The 18,351-nt window shown below is 67.5% G+C and carries 17 protein-coding genes and 1 tRNA gene; 3 read left to right on the top strand and 15 right to left on the bottom strand.

Features of this window, described 5'->3' with window-relative positions:
• Positions 1–42: 42 nt before the first annotated feature.
• Positions 43–1,365, bottom strand: a complete 1,323-nt coding sequence (locus ACXJJ9_RS00255; protein WP_457095310.1) for a tryptophan--tRNA ligase — start codon at positions 1,363–1,365, stop codon at positions 43–45.
• 137 nt (positions 1,366–1,502) lie between these two features.
• On the opposite strand from ACXJJ9_RS00255, the gene ACXJJ9_RS00250 reads away from it, so the two are divergent.
• On the top strand, positions 1,503–2,312 hold the full coding sequence (locus ACXJJ9_RS00250; RefSeq protein WP_457095309.1) for a hypothetical protein: 810 nt from the start codon (positions 1,503–1,505) through the stop codon (positions 2,310–2,312).
• 95 nt (positions 2,313–2,407) lie between these two features.
• Here the strand turns inward: ACXJJ9_RS00250 and ACXJJ9_RS00245 are convergent, their stop codons facing one another.
• The 8 genes from ACXJJ9_RS00245 to birA all read right to left on the bottom strand — a co-directional run bounded on the left by ACXJJ9_RS00245 (position 2,408) and on the right by birA (position 6,962).
• Positions 2,408–2,608 carry a CsbD family protein gene (locus ACXJJ9_RS00245; RefSeq protein ID WP_310055939.1) on the bottom strand — a complete coding sequence of 67 codons (201 nt, stop codon included), beginning with the start codon at positions 2,606–2,608 and terminating at the stop codon, positions 2,408–2,410.
• 177 nt (positions 2,609–2,785) lie between these two features.
• The gene (locus ACXJJ9_RS00240; protein ID WP_310055936.1) at positions 2,786–2,938 is read right to left on the bottom strand and encodes an entericidin A/B family lipoprotein; all 153 of its coding nucleotides are present in this window, start codon (positions 2,936–2,938) and stop codon (positions 2,786–2,788) included.
• Positions 2,939–3,162: 224 nt separating this feature from the next.
• A complete protein-coding gene (locus ACXJJ9_RS00235; protein WP_310055933.1) occupies positions 3,163–3,297 on the bottom strand; it encodes an entericidin A/B family lipoprotein in 135 nt (44 codons plus the stop codon).
• A gap of 118 nt (positions 3,298–3,415) precedes the next feature.
• Positions 3,416–4,339 (bottom strand): arginase, encoded by a 924-nt coding sequence (rocF, locus tag ACXJJ9_RS00230; RefSeq protein WP_457095308.1) that lies wholly within the window; start codon positions 4,337–4,339, stop codon positions 3,416–3,418.
• A 14-nt stretch (positions 4,340–4,353) separates the two neighbouring features.
• A tRNA-Thr gene (locus tag ACXJJ9_RS00225) sits at positions 4,354–4,429 on the bottom strand.
• A 60-nt stretch (positions 4,430–4,489) separates the two neighbouring features.
• Positions 4,490–5,200 (bottom strand): SPOR domain-containing protein, encoded by a 711-nt coding sequence (locus tag ACXJJ9_RS00220; RefSeq protein ID WP_457095307.1) that lies wholly within the window; start codon positions 5,198–5,200, stop codon positions 4,490–4,492.
• Positions 5,201–5,223: 23 nt separating this feature from the next.
• On the bottom strand, positions 5,224–5,964 hold the full coding sequence (locus tag ACXJJ9_RS00215) for a type III pantothenate kinase (RefSeq protein ID WP_457095306.1): 741 nt from the start codon (positions 5,962–5,964) through the stop codon (positions 5,224–5,226).
• The gene (birA, locus tag ACXJJ9_RS00210) at positions 5,961–6,962 is read right to left on the bottom strand and encodes a bifunctional biotin--[acetyl-CoA-carboxylase] ligase/biotin operon repressor BirA (protein ID WP_457095305.1); all 1,002 of its coding nucleotides are present in this window, start codon (positions 6,960–6,962) and stop codon (positions 5,961–5,963) included. The genes ACXJJ9_RS00215 and birA overlap by 4 nt, the downstream gene beginning before the upstream one ends.
• 136 nt (positions 6,963–7,098) lie before the next feature.
• Between birA and ACXJJ9_RS00205 the strand changes: the two genes are divergently transcribed.
• Both ACXJJ9_RS00205 and ACXJJ9_RS00200 read left to right on the top strand, forming a co-directional pair.
• Complete coding sequence (locus ACXJJ9_RS00205) at positions 7,099–7,368, top strand: hypothetical protein (RefSeq protein WP_457095304.1); 270 nt, start codon at positions 7,099–7,101, stop codon at positions 7,366–7,368.
• Positions 7,369–7,391: 23 nt separating this feature from the next.
• Positions 7,392–8,135, top strand: a complete 744-nt coding sequence (locus ACXJJ9_RS00200; RefSeq protein WP_457095303.1) for a M90 family metallopeptidase — start codon at positions 7,392–7,394, stop codon at positions 8,133–8,135.
• A gap of 41 nt (positions 8,136–8,176) precedes the next feature.
• Here ACXJJ9_RS00200 and ACXJJ9_RS00195 read toward each other — a convergent pair whose 3' ends face one another.
• The 6 genes from ACXJJ9_RS00195 to ACXJJ9_RS00170 all read right to left on the bottom strand — a co-directional run bounded on the left by ACXJJ9_RS00195 (position 8,177) and on the right by ACXJJ9_RS00170 (position 18,345).
• A complete protein-coding gene (locus ACXJJ9_RS00195; RefSeq protein WP_457095302.1) occupies positions 8,177–9,574 on the bottom strand; it encodes an ATP-binding protein in 1,398 nt (465 codons plus the stop codon).
• A gap of 174 nt (positions 9,575–9,748) precedes the next feature.
• Positions 9,749–10,432 carry a response regulator transcription factor gene (locus ACXJJ9_RS00190; RefSeq protein ID WP_310055914.1) on the bottom strand — a complete coding sequence of 228 codons (684 nt, stop codon included), beginning with the start codon at positions 10,430–10,432 and terminating at the stop codon, positions 9,749–9,751.
• A gap of 177 nt (positions 10,433–10,609) precedes the next feature.
• Positions 10,610–11,014, bottom strand: a complete 405-nt coding sequence (locus ACXJJ9_RS00185; RefSeq protein WP_457095301.1) for a PepSY domain-containing protein — start codon at positions 11,012–11,014, stop codon at positions 10,610–10,612.
• A 146-nt stretch (positions 11,015–11,160) separates the two neighbouring features.
• A complete protein-coding gene (locus ACXJJ9_RS00180; protein ID WP_457095300.1) occupies positions 11,161–12,072 on the bottom strand; it encodes an arginine deiminase-related protein in 912 nt (303 codons plus the stop codon).
• Complete coding sequence (gene dusA, locus ACXJJ9_RS00175; RefSeq protein ID WP_457095299.1) at positions 12,069–13,118, bottom strand: tRNA dihydrouridine(20/20a) synthase DusA; 1,050 nt, start codon at positions 13,116–13,118, stop codon at positions 12,069–12,071. Before dusA ends, ACXJJ9_RS00180 begins: the two co-directional genes overlap by 4 nt.
• Positions 13,119–13,263: 145 nt before the next feature.
• Entirely contained in the window at positions 13,264–18,345 is a 5,082-nt protein-coding gene (locus ACXJJ9_RS00170) for an OmpA family protein (RefSeq protein WP_457095298.1), read from the bottom strand.
• Positions 18,346–18,351: the final 6 nt, after the last annotated feature.

Below are 18,351 nucleotides of genomic sequence, written 5' to 3'. Positions count from 1 at the left end.
GGGAGTGGCCTCTCATCCGGCCTCCCCCCGGATAAACAGCGTTCACTCCCCTTCCGCGAGCTGCGCCAGGGCTTCCGCGACGTCGGCCAGCTCGGCCGCGTCATGCAGGTGGCCGATCAGTTCTTCACCCAGGTGCAGCGCATCGGCGTCCGCGTGGCGCAGCGCGGAGGCGCCTTCGCGCTTCAGGCGGGCGATCAGCTGGCCCGCGTCCTTGGGCGAGGCAAAACCGATGCTCTGCACGAGCACGCGTTCACCGTCGACGAACTTGAAGTAGAAACGACCATCGGCCTCGCGGTACTGCTTGAACATCGGCAGCGCGGACTTTTCCTTCTTCGCCGTGGCCGACGACGCCACGTTCGACAGATCGCGCAGGCCAACCGCCTCGCGCAGGCGCGCCAGCAGTGGTGTCGCATGCCGCGCGCGCAGGCGCGCGGCGCCGTCGCGCAGGATCGCCTCGATCTCCGCGGGCCTTGCCATCAGCGCATCGTATTTCTCACGCAGCGGCGCCACTTCCGCGTCGATGCGTTCGAACAGCGTCTGCTTGGCATCGCCCCAGCCGATGCCATCGGCGTAAGCCTGGCGCATCGCCGCGGTTTCTTCCGTCGAGGCGAACGCCTGGTACAGCTGGAACACGTTGGAATTGTCCGCATCCTTGGGTTCGCCGGGCGCGCGCGAATCGGTGACGATGCCGGCGATCAGTTTCTTCAGCTGCTCCCTCGGCGCGAACAGGGGAATGGTGTTGTCGTAGCTCTTGCTCATCTTGCGGCCGTCGAGGCCGGGCAACGTCGCCACGTGCTCCTCGATCGCCGCTTCCGGCAATGCGAAGTGTTCGCCATAGAGATGGTTGAAGCGCTGGCCGAAGTCGCGCGCCATCTCGATGTGCTGCACCTGGTCGCGGCCGACCGGCACCTTGTGCGCATTGAACAGCAGGATGTCCGCGGCCATCAGCACCGGGTACATGAAGAGGCCGGCGGTAATCGCGGCATCGTCGTCGAGTGCTTCGGCGCGGTTCTTGTCGACGGAAGCCTTGTAGGCGTGCGCGCGGTTGAGGATGCCCTTGCCGGCGACGCAGCTGAGGAACCAGGTGAGCTCCGGGATTTCGGGGATGTCGCTCTGGCGATAGAACCAGACCGACGCTGGATCGAGGCCGCAGGCGAGCCACGTCGCCGCGATTTCCAGGGTCGAGCGCTGCACGCGTGCCGGATCGCTGACCTTGATCAGGGCATGGTAGTCGGCGAGGAAGTAGTAGCTCTCCACGTTCGGATCGCGGCTGGCGGCGATGGCCGGACGCACGGCGCCGACGTAGTTGCCGAGGTGCGGCGTGCCGGAAGTGGTGATGCCGGTGAGGACGCGGGTGCGGGACATGCGAAGCGGACTCGAGGTTCAGGACGCGGTCGGGCAGTTTAACCGCTGGCTCGCCCCCGCCCCGCCCGCGGCCCCTGACGCAACCCCATTCCCGTTGCAGGCGCGTTTGCCCGCATACCTCACCGGGAGTCCGCGCCATGTTCCGCCGCTTCGCCACCCTTGCGCTCTGCGTTGCCCTTGCCGCCTGCACTTCCGTGCAGGCACGTCCCCTGGTCGATGTGGGCGTGGTCGATCGTGACCGCGGCTACGCACCCGACGGAGGCTGGCTCGGCCAGATCCATCATCGCGGCCAGGACTGGATTGAAGGCGAACCCGGCCATCGCTATTCGGTGCGCCTGACCAACACCAGCGGCGGCCGCGTGCTCGTGGTGCTGTCGGTCGACGGCATCAATGCGGTCACCGGGCAGAGCGCGCATCCTTCGCAGGCCGGCTATGTGCTCGAACCGTGGGAAAGCACCGAGATCACCGGTTGGCGGAAGTCGCTCGATGACGTCGCCCAGTTCGTGTTCACCGACTTGCCCGACAGTTACGCCGCGCGCACGGGCCGGCCCGACAACGTGGGTGTGATCGGCATCGCCGTGTTCGAGGAAGCGCGGCCGCTCTATTACCCGCCGCCGATCTGGCGCCGCGAAGCACCCATTGCCCGCGACAGTGCCGACGCCGCGAAGGCGGCAGCGCCGGCGGCCGAGGCCCGCGGCGACCGGCAGCGTGACGAAGCCGCGGCCCAGGGCCTGGGCACAGGTCATGGCGAGCGCGAATGGGCGCCGGTGTCCCGCACCGGCTTCGTGCGCGCCACGCGATCGCCCGCGCAGGTGAGTCAGTTGCGCTACGACGATTACCGCGCGCTGGTCGCGCGCGGCGTATTGCCACGGCATCCCGGATACCGCTGGCAGCGCGCGGAACCCGAGGCGTTCCCGGCCGGCTTCGTCGCCGATCCGCCGCACTGACTCGCGCGCTGACTCGCGATCCAGGGTCGTGAAGAACGGGCCGTAACGGCCCGTTCGTTTACTTCTGCATCGACCGCTCCAGCGGTCGTGCCGCCTCAGTGCAGGGAGCGGCTGAAGTCCGCCACCTCGCGCTCGGCGCGATCGCGGTCCCAGCCGTACTGCTCCTGCAACTTGCCGGCGAGGTATTGGGAATTGCCTTCGCTGACATCGAACACGTCGTCGGTCAGGTCGCCCCAACGCGCCTGGATCTGGCCTTTCAACTGGGTCCACTTACCCTGGATGACATCTTTGTTCATGCGTTCGCTCCTGTGGTGTGCGCATCGTTGCGCGATGCCGGCACAGGATGCGGACAGCGGTGTTGGCGAAGCATCACGGACGCGTTAGAAGGTGTTGATACCTGAACGATCGCAACCTGTGTTCAATCACTCTTCAGCAAAAAGGCCGGGAATCCCGGCCTCTTTGCAAACGGTGCGTTACTTGCAATGCTCGCCTTCCTTGCAGGCACTCTTTTCGACCGCTTCACCGGCCTTCTGCACATCCTTGCCCGCGCCGGCCATGGTGTTGCAGGCAGTGATGAAACTGGACGAGAACGCAACCAGCAGCAGCAGGAAAATCAGACGCTTCATACCTTTCTCCTTACGGTCGGGTGGTCCGTCGGTCCGGACTGGGCGTTGGCTTCGTCCGCGCTCCCCGCATCTAACGCGGATACGCATGAACTTCCTGTGGAGATGGGCTGCGGAGCCTGACTGCCCATTCAGTTTTGAGCGGCAGGGCCGCCATGGTTTTCCAGGCGGCAGAAAGCACAAAGGCCGGATTGCTCCGGCCCCTGTGGCGGTCCATGCAGCCAACATCAGCTGCTGGCTTTGTCCTCGACCTTCTCGCCGAGCTTCTTCACGTCCTTGCCGAGGCCTTCCATGGTGTTGCAGGCCGACAGGGTCGCGATCGAGAACAGGGCCAGCATAGCCACGGCCATCAGACGCTTCATTGGATTCTCCGGTACGGGTTTCGAAAGGGGCGGCATGCCGCGCGGGCGCATGGTGTGGCGACCAGGGGAGCGGCGCAAGGGGGCGTCGTCACAGCCCGGAATTCGATTCAGGTGCCCGCTAGTCGCGCATCAGGGTCGACTTGCCGAACAGGCTCTCCACCAGGTCGACCGCGACTTCGGCGGTCAGGTTGCGGGTATCGATCACCGGATTGAGCTCCATGATGTCGAGCGACGCCATGCGGCCACTGTCGGCGATCATCTCCATCACCAGCTGCGCCTCGCGGTAGCCCGGGCCACCGGGCACCGTGGTCCCCACGCCCGGCGCGATCGCCGGATCGAGGAAGTCGACGTCGAAACTGACATGCAGGTGCGTGTTCTCGTCGACGCCGTCCAGCGCCTCTTCCATCGCCCGCTTCATGCCGACTTCGTCGATGTAGCGCATGTCGTAGACATCCAGACCGTGCTCCTGGACCAGGCGCTTCTCGCCCTCGTCGACGGAACGGATACCGATCTGGCGGATCTCGTCCGCACGCAGCGCGGGGGCGGCACCGCCCAGGTGTGTGAGTTCACGCGGCCCCAGCCCGCACAGGCACGCGACCGGCATGCCATGGATGTTGCCGGACGGGGTCACGTCGCTGGTATTGAAGTCGGCGTGCGCGTCGAGCCAGAGCACGCGAAGCTTCTTGCCGGTTTCGCGGCAATGCTGGGCGACGGCGGTGATCGAGCCCAGGCCGAGGCAGTGGTCGCCACCGAGCAGGATCGGCATGCGGCCACCCCGCAGCTCGGCGAGCACGGCGTCCATCACCGCGCGGTTCCAGGCAACGACTTCCGGCAGGTGCCGGTAGCCCCCGGTGGGCGGTTGCCAGGGATTGCGCGGACCATCGAGGTTGCCGCGATCGGCGACGTCGATGCCGCGCGCGACCAGCGCCTGCGGCAATCCCGCGATGCGCAGCGCCTCCGGCCCAAGGCGTGCACCCAGGTGTCCGGCGCCGATGTCGGTGGGCGCGCCGATCAGGGAAACAGGAGGAAAGCTGCGGCTCATGCACCGGATCCGTTTGGTGCCGGCTGTCAGAATCGAACTGACGACCTACCGCTTACAAGGCGGTTGCTCTACCAACTGAGCTAAGCCGGCGTGGGAAATGCGGCCCGGAGGCCGCGCTGCGCATTCTAGCCTGCGGTGGCTGCGCGCCGGTCAGCGCAGCGCGCAATCGGCCTTGCGGTATTGCGCCGCGGCGATCGTGGCCTGCGCGTGGCGCGGGTCGAACCCGGTGTCCGCGGTCACGTCCAGCCACACTGTGTTGGCAGCATCCGGCGCGCCCAGGGCTTCGACCTGCGCGGCGATACCGGCGGCGTTGAGCGCTTCGGCGCGCTTCCTTGCGGCGGCCTCGCCGCCGTAGCGGCCCAGGGCGATGGAATTGGCTTCTGCCCCTTCGCGCACGATGAAGAAATCGTTGAACCCCGCCGCAGCGATGCGCTGCGCGACGCTCTGCGCCTGCTCCGCCGACGGCAACGGCGGCAGGTATACGCGCCAGCCGTGTCCCGGGGCTGCCGCAGCTTGTTCGCGCGTGGCGACATGCTGCACCAGCGGCGCCAGCTTCGCGGCGGCGGCGCTGCCGGCGCCCTTCGATGCGAAGGGACCGAAGCTGAAGCACTGCGGCGCCGGCGGCGCGGGTACGTCGCTGGCAACGGCGGTGGTGGACGGCGACGGTGCTGCAGCGATCCCGGCGGACGGCGCCGGTGGAGGCGCCGGTGTCCGCGCCCCTCCATCCACCAGCTGCAGGCGCGCGACGCCCGGCGGCAGCTGCACGGGCGCGGGCGGTGGCAGCGGATCGCGGGCGATCCACCAGGCGGCGGCCCCGAGGTTGAGCATGGCAAGCAGGACGATGAGTGCGCGAACGAGCATGCGTCGATTCTAGGGGGAAGCTTCTAGGCGATGGAATCGACCGCGGCCCAGATCGCCAGGCCTTCAAGCACCAACGAGGCGGATTGCACCGCTTCCGGGAGCCGCGCTGCCAGCAGTTCCGCGCCGCCGCCATGGATCAGCACGCGCGGGCGCTGGCCCAGCGTCCGCCGCGCGGCCTCGGCGCTGGACTCGACCAGCGCGAGCGCCGCGCCGTCGCAGCCGGAGGCCAGGGCGTCGTCGGTATCGGTGGCGAAATCGGCGCAATCCCCGCCCTGTGCCGGCAGTTGCGGCGCGCGTTCGTGCAGGACCTCGCGCATCAGGGTGGGCGACGGGGCGATGCGACCGCCGACATGTCGTCCCCCTCCGTCCACCAGATCGATAGTCAGCGCGGTGCCGACGCCGCACACCAGCACGGCTTCGCCTTGATGGCGGCGGTGCGCCGCGAGCATGGCCAGGAAACGGTCGACGCCAAGCTTGTGCGGCTGCGCATAGGCGATCCGGAAGTCGCCGAACACGGCCTGCGTGCGCGCCAGCGAAATGCGGCATGCGCGCGCCGTCAGCGCCTGCAGGAGCGCGACCCGCAGCGCATCGTTCGCGACGCTGGCGACATAGGCGACGTCGATGCGCAGTGGCAAGGCGGCCGCGAGGGCAGCAGCGAGATCGGCTTCGCGATGCGGCAGTGCGATCACTTCGCCCACGCCGTCGGCACGCAACGGCGCACACTTGAGCCGCGTGTTGCCGAGATCGAATACCCACGCGCTCACGCGGCCACGGTCCTGCGCACGCTGACTTCGCCGGCATGGACGTTCTGCTCGCGGCCATCGTCGAGGCGCAGTCGCAGGGCGCCGTCTTCGGCAATGCCCAGGGCGGTGCCGGATTGCGTGGCGGTGGCCGAATACAGGGTGACCGCCTGGCCGGCCAGCGCGTCGAATGCGGCGTAGCGCCGCAGGAACGGCGCGAGACCTTCGACGTCGAACACGTCCAGCGCGGGCAGCAGGTGCGCCAGCACCATGGCCACCACGAGGTTGCGATCGGGCAAGCCATGCGACGCCGGCGCCAGGCCGGCGAGATCGCACCAGGGCTGGTCGATCGCGCGCGCCACCGCATCGGGCATGCGCACGTTGAGGCCCAGCCCGATGACCGCGCGCGCGGGCCCGGCGTGTTCGCCACTGCCCTCGATCAGCAGGCCCCCGAGTTTGCGCAGCCCCTCGGGGCCCGCGACCACCACGTCGTTGGGCCACTTCAGGCGGACCTCGCCGAAGCCCAGTTGGTGCAACGCCTCGGCCACGGCCACGCCCGCCACCAGGCTCAGACCGCCCAGCCGAGCCAGCCCGCCACCGAAACCGCGTGCAAGCGAGAGATACAGGTGGGCCGCCATGGGCGAGGCCCAGACGCGCCCGCGGCGTCCGCGGCCGCCGGTCTGGCGCTCGGCCAGCAGGACATCGACGCCGGCTCCCTCGGGGGCGCGGCGGCGCAGCAGTTCGCTGTTGGTGGAATCGATGGACCAGGCCACCTCGAGGTTGGCGAGTCTCCTGGAGGCCTGTTCAGGCAGGGCCGCACGGATGGCCGCGGGGTCCAGCAGGTTCACCGGCTGGGCCAGGGCGTAGCCGCGGCCGGACTGGGCCGTGATGGCGACGCCAGCCTGGCGGAGATGCTCGATCCGCTTCCACACGGCGGCCCGGGTCTGGCCCGCCGTCTTGGCGAGGGCGTCGCCGCTGACAGGGCCACGGATCAGCTGTTCGAGCAGTGCGCGATCATCCATCCGGCAATTATGCGGGGCCGGACCGGCGACCGGCCGGCCTGTTGCGGTGCACCACAATCCGCCCGTCGAATGCAACTCCGGCGGCCACCGGGTGCGATATAGTTCGCGTGATCCCAACTCCGGGAGTGGACTACCCATGCGCCGCATCGCCGTATGCCTGCTGATCATTCTCTCGAGCGCGAGCGTTGCCGCGCGCGAAAGCAAGCTCAGCGACGCCGACGGCGGCAGCTGCCCGACCCGGACGCAGACTGCCGTCACGCGTTCGCCGGATCGCGATCCATCCTCGATGGCTCTGCCGGTGAAGAAGGCCAAGCCGAGCCTGCCCAGCAGCAGCGGGGGTGGTGGCGAAGACGTCCGCCTGCAGTCGCCGCGTTGGCACCGCTTCCTGCCAGGCATGTTCCGCTAAGCATGTTCCGCTAAGCACCCCGCTTGTTCCGCTGGCTGCTCGGGCGAACCCCGCAACCGATAGCTCCCGACCTGTGGCGTGACATCCGCGCCGCAGTGCCGTGGGTGGCCGCGCTCGACCCGGAACGGGACGCACGCCTGGCGCAACTCGCGGCGCGCTTCCTGCACGAAAAAGCCATCACGCCTGTCGGCGAACTCGTCCTCGACGACCGTGACCGCGGCCTGCTCGCCGCGGCGTGCTGCCTGCCCCTGCTTGAGTTCGGCGCAGCCGGCCTGCGTGGCTGGTCGCAGCTGATCGTCTATCCCGAAGCCTTCCGCGTGAACCGCACCCACGTCGATGCCGCCGGCGTGCTGCACCAATGGGAGGACGAACTGGTCGGTGAGTCCTGGGACAGCGGCCCGCTGATCCTGTCGTGGGCCGACGTGCTCGCCGACTGCGACGATCCGCACGCGGGTTTCTGCGTGGCGGTGCATGAGATGGCGCACAAGATCGACGTGCTCGATGGCGAACTCGACGGCACCCCGCCCCTCCCAGGACCCTGGCAGCGCGGGTGGGCGCGCGATTTCCAGGCCGCGTACGACGCCTTCGTCGAGGAAGTCGAAGCCGGACGCGACACGGCCATCGACCCGTATGCCGCAGAAGCGCCCGAGGAGTTCTTCGCCGTCGCCAGCGAATACCACTTCAGCGACCCGCGCCTGCTGCGCGCGGCGATGCCCAAAGTGGCAGCGCACCTGGAACGCTTTTACGGGCTTTCACCGTTCGCTTGAAGCCGCCGTTCGCTTGAAGCCGTTCGCCTGAAGCCTTGAGTTCACAGTCCCGGCGGCAACCTCGCTTCGAAACGCGCACCGCCCAGTTCCTGCGAAGCGAGAACGTCCAGCGTCCCGCGATAGCTGCGCACCATGTCCTGCACGATCGCCAGGCCGATGCCGTGTCCCTGCACGCGCTCGTCGCCGCGCACGCCGCGCTGCAGGATCAGCGCGACCTTTTCCGGCGGAATGCCGGGGCCGTCGTCGTCGACCGCTACCAACAGGCCCGGGCGGCGATTGGGCACCGTCTCGCCGTGCTGCACAGTCAGCAGCACGCGCGAACGCGCCCACTTGAAGGCGTTTTCCAGCAGGTTGCCCAACAACTCCTGCAGGTCGCCGGGCTCGCCATGGAATTGCGCACCCGGCGCGATTTCGAACTCGCACAGCACGCCCTTGCGCGAGTAGACCTTCTCGAGCCCTTTCACGATTTCCTCGGCATGGGGTTCGATCGCGATCGGGGCAGCGAACAGCTGGTGGCCCGATCGCGCCGCGCGCGCGAGCTGGTACGACACCAGGTCGTTCATGCGCCGCAGCTGCACGTCGACGTCCCCGCGCAGTTCCGCCTCGGGGCCCGGATGGTCCAGGCGCGCGCGCAGCACGGCGAGCGGCGTCTTCAGGCTGTGCGCGAGGTCGGCAAGCGTGTTGCGCTGGCGGTCCAGGTTCTCCCGCTCGCTTTCGATGAAAGCGTTGATGCTCTCGGTGAGCGGCTCCAGTTCGCGCGGGTGCAGTTCGCTCATGCGCGAGGCGGTGCCGCGCTGAACGCGCTTGAGCTCGTTGATGACATTGCGCAGCGGCCGCAGGCTCCAACGCAGAATCACCGTCTGCAACAACATCAGGATCAGCCCGGCACCGCCCAGGTAGCGCCACAAGGCCGCGCGGAACACCGCGACCTGCTGGCTCAGCGCGGTGGTGTCCTCGAGGATGTAGATGGTGTACGGGAATTCCGCCTTGGCATCGTCTTCCGCGCTCCAGATGAAGCCGCGCCCATAGCGGTATACCTCGCCCGGCGTGCCCTTGATCTGGGTCAGCGGCAGCGGGCCTTCGAAGCGCTCCTCGTTCGGCCGCAGCATCTGCGATCCAGGCAGCGTCGGCCCCTGTGCGGAATGCGAATCCCAGTGCGCGTTGGGCAATACGACTTCCGCGTACAAGCCACTGCCCGGACGCTCGAAGCGCGGGTCGATCGGATCATAGGGCTGGATGAATTCGCCGTTGCGCGCGAACTCGCTCTTGTCGGCGTAGGCCAGCGCATAGTTCTCGAGGCGCTGGTGCAGGTTGTCCTTTGCCGTCTGCAGGAACGCGCGATCGAGCGCATAGCCGGCGAGCGCGAGGAATGCGATCAGGCCCAGGCTGGCCGCCAGCAACTGGCGGACCTGCAGCGACCGCGGCTGGCGCCAGCTCACGGCGTCGCCTCGTTGGCTGGGGAGAACGCGCTGGGTGAGAGCACGCTGGGGGAGGACGCGCTGTGGGAGAGCGCGCTGGCGGACATGCGATTCATGTGCCGCCAGCGTACAAAGCCCGAACGCCGCGCGCGATCAGCAGCCGTGCGAAATCCGACGCGGTCGCCAATCCAGGCCTCAGTCGCCGCTGCGCGGAATCGCGAAGCGATAACCACGGCCACGCACGGTCTCGATCGGCTTGAGCGAACCATCCGGGTCGAGCTTCTTGCGCAGGCGGCCGATGAACACCTCCAGCACATTGGAGTCGCGATCGAAGTCCTGCTGGTAGATGTGCTCGGTGAGGTCGGCCTTCGAGACCAGCTCGCCGGCATGCATCATCAGGTACTCCAGCACCTTGTATTCGTAGCTGGTCAGGTCGACGTTGCTGCCACTGACGCTGACCGTCTGAGCCGCCAGGTCGAGCACGACCGGGCCGCATTCCAGCGACGGCTTGCTCCAGCCGGCCGCGCGGCGGACCAGCGCGTTGATGCGCGCCAGCAGTTCTTCCACGTGGAAGGGCTTGACCAGGTAGTCGTCGGCGCCCTGCTTGAGGCCTTCGACTTTGTCCTGCCAGCTCGAGCGCGCAGTCAGGATCAGCACCGGAAATTTCTTGCCTTCCTCGCGCAGGGCCTTGATCAGGTCCATGCCGGACATCTTGGGCAGGCCCAGGTCGATGATGCCGAGATCGAAAGGCACTTCGCGGCCCATGTACAGGCCTTCCTCGCCGTCCTGGGCGGCATCGACCGCAAAGCCTTCGCGCTTGAGGCGGGCGGCCAGGGTTTCGCGGAGGGGAGCTTCGTCCTCGACCAGAAGTATGCGCATGGGGGACTCCTTCAGCAGGCAGCCATCTTGGCCGGGTGCATTCAGGTTAGTCGTTCAGGTTGTCGCCGGCGCGTGTACAGCAAGCAGCGACCTCTGTTTTGTTCAGCTTAGTGAACGGGACTGCAACCAGACCGCGCCCCGCCCGGATTCACAGGGAACCAGGACCAGCGGTGTGGTTCAGTCGTCGTCGCGGGGTTCCGGCTGGCGGCGATCCTGCCCCTGGGGCTGCGGATCGTCCATGTACACCCGGACGCGGCCGCTGGAATCGATGACCTTCACGCGATTGACGTTGCGCCCATCGAAGGGCACGCGTTCGGCGCTGAGCACCTGGCCGCCGGTGCGGCGCTCGACCCGACGCACGGCATCGGAGAGGGCCCGATGGTCTTCGCCGCGATCGTGGCGCTCGTCCATGCGCGGCGAGCGATCCTCCCCGCGCTGCCCCCGGTCTGCATGGTCAGTAGCGCCGCGGCCCTGACCGGGGTCCAGCAACGCCCCGAGACTCTGGGCCGTTGCGTGGCCCATCGGCACCACGAGCGCGGCGGCCAAGGCCAGGGAAGCGAGTCGGGAAACGGGAAGGGGCATGGGCTCGGGAGTGCGGCGGGACGCAGGCAGAACGACGAGTGTGCATTCTTGGAACGACGCAGTGAATCCGGTCTGAACTTTTCTTTCACGGCACGGTCGCGTTCAGCGCACGGCACGGCGCGCGCAAGCAGCGCCAGGACGCTGCATCAGTAGATCTCGCCCACACAGCAGCGCAACGAGCCGCCGCCCGCCTCGATGGCATCCAGTTCGACCGTGGCAACCGTGAAGCCGGCGACACGCAAGCGCTCGCGGTTGGCCTCGGTCAGCGTGCTGCCCGCGTGCGCGCTCATCCATACCGTGTCCGCGGACAGCGAGATTGCGTTGCCGACGAAGGCCGCGTGCTCGGCAGGCGAACACGACACGACATGGGGCGCGTACAGGGATGCGATGGCCTCGACCACGGCCGCATCGGCGAATCCCCGCGGGCAGACGATCGCCGCCCGTCCGGCCAGCACGGCCAGCACCACGTTGGTGTGGTACTCGCCCGGCGCGAGATCGAACAACAGCGTCGCACGCAGGCCGAAAGCCTCGTGCATCAGGCGCGCGCCTTCTTCGTCGCAGCGTTCGGACAGGCCACAGAAGCCCAGCCCGCGCGCGCGATCGATCACCAGCGCGCCCGTGAGTTCGCAGGGATGCGCCTGCGTCGACAGATCGACCTCGGCGTAATCGAGCACGCCGGCGAAGAAGCCGCGGATGTCGTCGCGCGCGGCTTCGCGCTGGCGCACCGGGTGGCGCATGCGCCCGACCACATAGCGCCCCGCCGCCGTTCCGAACACGTTGTTGGGGAACAGTGCGTCCGGCGTGTCCGGGCTTCCGGCGAAGCAGACGGTGGGGAGGACCCCGGAAAACGCGCGGTGCAGTTCGCGATGCTGCGCAGACGCGCTCGCCGGGTCGAAGGCCGTGGCCGGCGCCATGTAGCGGTTGTCCTGCGCCGACTGCTCGGCCAGGGCGAAGCCATCGGGCGCGACCAGGAATGCCGCGCGCGCGGTGACCGGGCCGAAGTCGGTTGCACAACCACGGGCGAAATCGAGGAAGGCGTTTGTGTCGCGAGTGATCATGCGGAGGCTTCCGCGGTGGCGAAGGACTCGGTCAGCGCCAGCGCCTGCTCGACCAGCGACCAGTCCGCACCCGGTTTGTGCGCACCCTCGCTGAGCACCTGCCGGAAGGCGCGTCCACCGCGTTCGCCGGCAAACAGGCCGAGTATGTGGCGCGTGATGTGTTTGAGGAGCGCGCCACGCGCAAGCTCTGCCTCGACATACGGCCGGTAAGCGCGCAGCAGGTCGCCGCGCGTGCGCAGCGTGCCTCCGAACCACGCCGCATCGAGGCGGTGCAGCAGGTAGGGGTCGTGATAGGCCGCGCGGCCGAGCATGGCGCCATCGGCGTGGTCGAGGTGCTGGGTGGCTTCGTCCATCGTTGCGATGCCACCGTTGACGATGATCTGCAAGTGCGGTCGTTCCCGCTTCAACCGATAGGCCCAGTCGTAGCGCAGCGGCGGAACCTCGCGGTTTTCCTTTGGAGACAGGCCCTGCAGCCAGGCGTTGCGCGCGTGGATCACGAACATGTTGCACCCCGCGGCGGCGACGCTGTCGACGAAGTGGGCGAAACGGTCCCATTCATGGTCGTCATCGACGCCGAGACGGCACTTCACCGTCACCGGGATATCGCACGCGGCGATCATCGCGGCGACGCTGTCGCCGACCAACGCGGGCTCGCGCATCAGGCACGCGCCGAAGCGGCCCGCCTGGACGCGATCCGACGGGCAGCCGCAGTTGAGGTTGATTTCATCGAAGCCGGCCTCGGCGCCGATGCGCGCAGCCTGTGCCAGGAGCGCCGGCTCGCTGCCGCCCAACTGCAGCGCGACCGGATGTTCGCTGGAATGCAAGGCGAGCAATTTATGGCGATCGCCGTGGATCACCGCATTCGCGTGCACCATTTCCGTGTAAAGCCGCGCATTCGGTGCAAGCACGCGGTGGAAGGCGCGGCAATGGGTGTCGGTCCAGTCCATCATCGGGGCGACGGACAGGCGCAATGAAGCCGAATAGCGCGACAGATCCCCACCACTCGAGGATTTGCCGTGATCTCCATTGCGCGCGATTTCGGTCATCGGAACTATCGTCAGCCGTGGGAGGGACGGCTTGATAGGTTACACCGCGCCAATCGCCCTCCATCGGAATGGCCGCCCTCCATCGGAATGGCCTCCATTCCGAGTCGCAAGGGGAGCCGCACCAACCCGCGGCTCCCCAGCGGCGCTACAACGCGCCGACGACGTTCAGGAACACGCCACGGTGACGGTAGCTCAGGTCGGTAAGGTTCTCCGAGAAGTCAGTGAAGTTGTAGCCCACGCCGGCCTTCACGTGCTCGCCGAAATAGCGATACACGCCCAGCAGCATGCCGCTGCGGGATTCATCGAGGTCCGGCAGTTGCAGCCTGCGGGCCTCCAGCAGCCCCTCCCATTGGTCGAACAAGCGCACGTCGGTACGCAGGATGACCAGTTGCGCGCGGTTGTCGAAGAACTCCGGATTCTCGCGGTCCAGGCTCACCGACCCCAGGCGGTAAGCGTACTTGCCGCCCACCGACCACGAGGGGGTCAACTCGTAGTTGGCGTCCACCGAGGCGATGTGGCTCTTCTGGATGAATTGCGCCGCCGTGCCGTTGAGCGCAACCTGGTCCGTGGTCGGCACGTTGTAGAAGTACGTGTACTTGGCGAGCGCGTTCAACCGGTTGCTGAGCACCGGCCGGTAGCCGAAGCCGACCACGCCCTCGGTGAACTTGCCGTCGTAGAACTGGCCCTGCGAACTCTCACTCATCGAGTGATCGAGCTTGCCGACCAGGCGCCAGTCGTCGGACATCTGGTACTTGAAGTTGTTGCGGAACAGCCAGGTGGTGCGTTCCACGTGCGTGGCGTCGGGCTGCTCGGCGTCATCGTTGCGGTACTCGACACCGCTGGAGATCTGGGTCGGGCCATTGGTGTAGGCCACGCGCACGCCGCTCGCACGGCGATCGGTCTCGGCCGCTGTCTCGCTGTTCTGCAAGGTGCCCAACTCGGCGTTCGCGCCCACGGTCCAGTGGTCATCGAGGTTCAGCGACAAACCGGCAGCATGCGTCAGGCCCCGGGCCTCGTTGGCGTCCTGGTAGCGCTCTTCGGCATAGACGCTGCTGCTGTCCGCCAGTCGGTGCTTCATGCCGCCGACCAGGCTGCCGCGCTGGCCGCCCAGGTTGGTGCCATCGACAACGTCGCCATGCTCGTTTTCCAGCGCGTAGTTGAGGTACAGGGTGGTCTTGTCGGACACCATGTAGCTGGTGCCCACTCGCCCGCCCGGGCCCAGATCGCCGGCCGAGACTTCAGCCTCGAGACGGAACTTGTTGCCGCGCAGCGCGGCGCCGGCACCCAGTCGGCCGTTGTCCTGGCGATCGCCATCCTTCGAAACGGTGCCCTGGGCGAATCCCCACGCATTCCAGATGCTGGCGGAGTCGTAACCCATGTGCACCACCGCGTCGGTGCGCTGCCCCTGCTCCTGGGTCAGGGGCACCACCGCGCGCTGATCTTCACGCTTGTCGTTGCGTACACCGGTGGCCACGCTCCAGCGATCGTTGAGCTGGTACTTGACGTTCACCTCGGCCGCATCAAGCGTGAGGCCCGCGTCCTGTTCGCGGTGATCTGCCTTGCCGACGACGCTGAGCTTGTCGCCGATCGGCAGGTCCAGCGTGCCGCCGTAGTACGTGCGATCGGACGGCGTCCCCAGGCCTGGCGCCGAGTAACCGGCATCCTGCGCCTGCGTATACAGCGTCACCCTGCCCTTGCCCTGCTTGAAGACGTCGCCGATGCCGAGACTGACGTCGGCACGGTAGCCGTTGGCTTCCGCGTCGGCGAACGCCGTCGGATCGGTACCGGTGAAGCCGAAGCCGCCGTCATACGAGTACAGCGAATGCGACGCCAAGCCCGTGGTGCGGCCGCCCTGCAACTTCAGCCACGTCTCGGTGGTCTTGCGCAGCGTGAGGTCCACGCCGAGCACGCCGCTGTCCTCGGCATCGCCACTGCTGCTACTGCCGGTGAGGCCGATGCCGACATGGTCGTTGACCCAGACATGCGCCTGGCCGCCGGTGGTGAGCGTGTCGATCTCGTCGAAGCCGGGCGTGTACTCGTAGCGCGCCACCAGCCAGGCCTCGTCTCCCGAGAGACCTCCGTTGTGCACCAGCATGTTGTCGCCACCTGTGGACGACAGCGGCTCGGACAGCAGGACACGGCCCTGCAGGTAGTCGATGTCGTAGTCCAGGCCCGGGCGCAACTCGACCGTACCGGTGACCAGCTGCGAGTCCTTGTCGCGCATCTCGATGCGCAGGCGCTCCGAGCCGGTAAGGATGTCCTGGTTGCGCAGGTAGAAGAGCGAACCGCCGGTGCCACGGAATTCTTCGCGACCGGCAATCGTGCCCGGCTCGGCGGCGAAGCCGCTGACAACCGCGCGGCGTTCGCCGAACGCGGTGGTCGAATCCGCCTTCCACTCCGCATTGCCGCCGTAGAGCCCGCGATCGACCTGGGCCAGTTCGTTGCCCGCGTAGTCGGTCTTGAAATTGCCCCACATCGCGTAGTCGTCGCCATGCTCGGCGCGCAGGTAGAACTTGCCCAGGGTGGGCGCCATCTCCTCGACGGTGCCGTCATCGCCGAAGGTCGAATAGTGGTAGTCCGGGTCGATGCGGCGGAACAGCGCGTCGGGGGCCTTGTCGAGGAAGTTGCCGAAGATGTCCTGCACCGGGCCCTCGCGCGTGTCGGCACTGCCGGTCACACGCCAGCCGTTGCCGAACTTCTCGGTGCCGAAGAAAGCCAGTCGCCCGTCGAACGAAGAGCTGCGCTCAAAGGCGGTGTTCTCGCCCTGCAGCAGGTCGGCAGGCCCGCTGGTGCTGTTCGTCGACGCGGTCAGGTCGGCAACGCCGACGAAGAAGCGGTCGCGCTCGCGCATCTCCAGGTCGCGCAGGTAGAGATTGCCGTTGCCTTCCGCGTCGAGCACCGCCACCTCCACGGTGTGCAGGCCTTCGGGCAGGATCTCCTCGGCGATGAAATCGCCCTTGGCGTCCACCGGCACCGGCCGGCCGGCCACCCATACCGTGTGCCCTTCCGGGATGCCGCCGCCACGCACTGCGATGGTGTTGCCACCGATGCGGATGTTGCGCGTCGCAATGTGGCTCTCGCCGTAGCCAGCCAACGGCGGCGCGGCACCTTCAGCCGTTGCCGTCACCGGAATATCCGCAACGCTGCCATCGCCCTGGGCATTGACCAGCCACAACGGACGCGGACTGGTCTCGTCGAACCTGCCCTGCTCGTCGTACACGCGCAGCACGTACTGCAGTTCCCGCCCGGCGGACGGAATATCCACAACCGCCGGCTGCCACTCCGCCTCACCGTTCGCGTCCAACGTCACGGCCGCAAGCGGCGTGGCCTGCACGGACTGTCCCTTCTCCTGGATGCGCACTTCCGCGCGCTGGATGAAGCTGCCGTAGTTCGAGTACATCCGGAAGCGCACGGGCTCGTCGACCAGCGCCACCTGCGGCGAGGCGGACACCGACAGGCGCGGCTGGGCCTTGAGGTCGTCGAACTGGAAACGGATGCCCGCATCGTCCAGCGCGACGTCGGTGCAGCGCTGCACGTCGGCGGAGCTGCGTCCCGGATCGTCGATCGGCTGGCCGTTCACCGAGATGTGCATCGGGTTGAGGCCGAAGGCATTGCGCGGCGTCAGTTCGCGGGTCAGGCGGGTGATGTCCACGCCCTCGTAGTCGTCGCGCAGAACCGGCTCGTCGTACACCACCTGCACTTCGATGTAGGAATCCGCGCCCTGGACGAAACCCTCGTTCGGCACGTCCTTGGCCTGCACGAAGCCGTGGCCCTCGTGCTCGACCTGTTCCGGACTGAGCTCCATCAGGCTGCGAATGGTGTCCATCGCGCGACGCGCACGCGCCGCGGACAGGCCGATGTCATCCTCGTACACGGAGGCAGTGCGGCGATCCAGGCGCTCATTGCCGGTGTAGCCGATGAAGCGCAGGCGCACGTTGTCGCGATCCTTGACTTCGGCCATGGCAGCGCGCAGGCGGTCGGTGAGGCCGGGCGGAGTGACGATGTCGCTGCCGTCCATCGTCAGCACCGGGAGCGGACCACCCGAGGGCTGATGGATGCGGGTGACGATCTCCTTGTCCGCTTCCGCCGGGCACATCTGCGGCTCTTCGGGCAGTTCCCGCAGCGGATCGTCGTACCAGAACTGCACCTCGATGCGGCGGTTGAGCTCGCGACCCTGCGGCATGTCGTTGGCGCCAACAAACGCCGTGGCGCCGCGGCCGTCGCTCTGCACCGACGCGGTCGGAAGGTTCAATGCCTGTTGCACCGCGAGCGCCGCTCGATGCGCGCGCGCCTTGGACAACGCCACCGCGTCGCCATAGATGCGCGCGTTGCGGTCCGACAGGGCCATGTCATCGGTATAGCCGACGAACTTGGCGATCACGTTCTGCTTGCCTTCCAGGTTGGCGAAGCCCTTGCGCACCTGTTCGATGAACGCCGGGGTGACTTCCACGCCCTCCTCGCCGTAATGCAGCGCGGAGACCAGGTTGTTCACCCGCGTGCGGCGCGCCTGCCCTTCCTGGAAACGCATCACGCAGAGCTCCTGCACGCGGCAGACCTTGATCTGGCGGAGCTCTTCCTTGACGAGGACCTCTTGTTCCTTCGTCGCGGCCTTGGGTTCGTCGTACCAGACTTCCACTTCCACCCGGCGGTTGCGGGCGCGGCCCGCGTCCGTTGCGTTGCCCGCCACCGGCCTGGTATCGCCCATGCCTTCGAACGCGATCGCTTCCGGCGGCAGGGTGAGTGCGCGTTGCAGCAACTCCGCTACTTCGCCGGCGCGTTCACGCGACAGCCCCTGGTTGTCGCCATAGCGCGCGGTCAGTTCCGGCGACAGGCGCTGGTTGTCGGCATGGCCGATCAGATGCAGGCGCACGTTGGCCTTGCCCTGCACCGATTCCATCGCGCGCCGGATCTTCTCGACGTCCTTGGCGCGGAGGGTGATCGCACCCGAATCGAATTGCAGCGGTGCGATGATGCCCCCCAGCTTCACCGTTTCCATCACCTGACCATCGACCTGCTGCTTCTCGACGTGATCGCCGCGTTCGGTCTGCAGCACGCTCGGGTCGCGAACCTCCGGGCGAAACGCCTGGTCACCGGGCAGGTGGCGTTCGACGGATTCGCGGATCGGCGTTTCCTGGATCTGGTCGCTGGCGGCCTGATCCCCGGCCGTCTGTGCCAGCACTGTGGCCGTCATCAGGCTCAGGCCCAGCAGCATGCTTTTCTTCAACATGTTTTT

The organism is Lysobacter sp. P5_B9 (assembly GCF_054049835.1).
The sequence above is the reverse complement of the archived record's forward strand: the minus strand, read 5'-3'. Positions and strand labels throughout refer to the sequence as shown.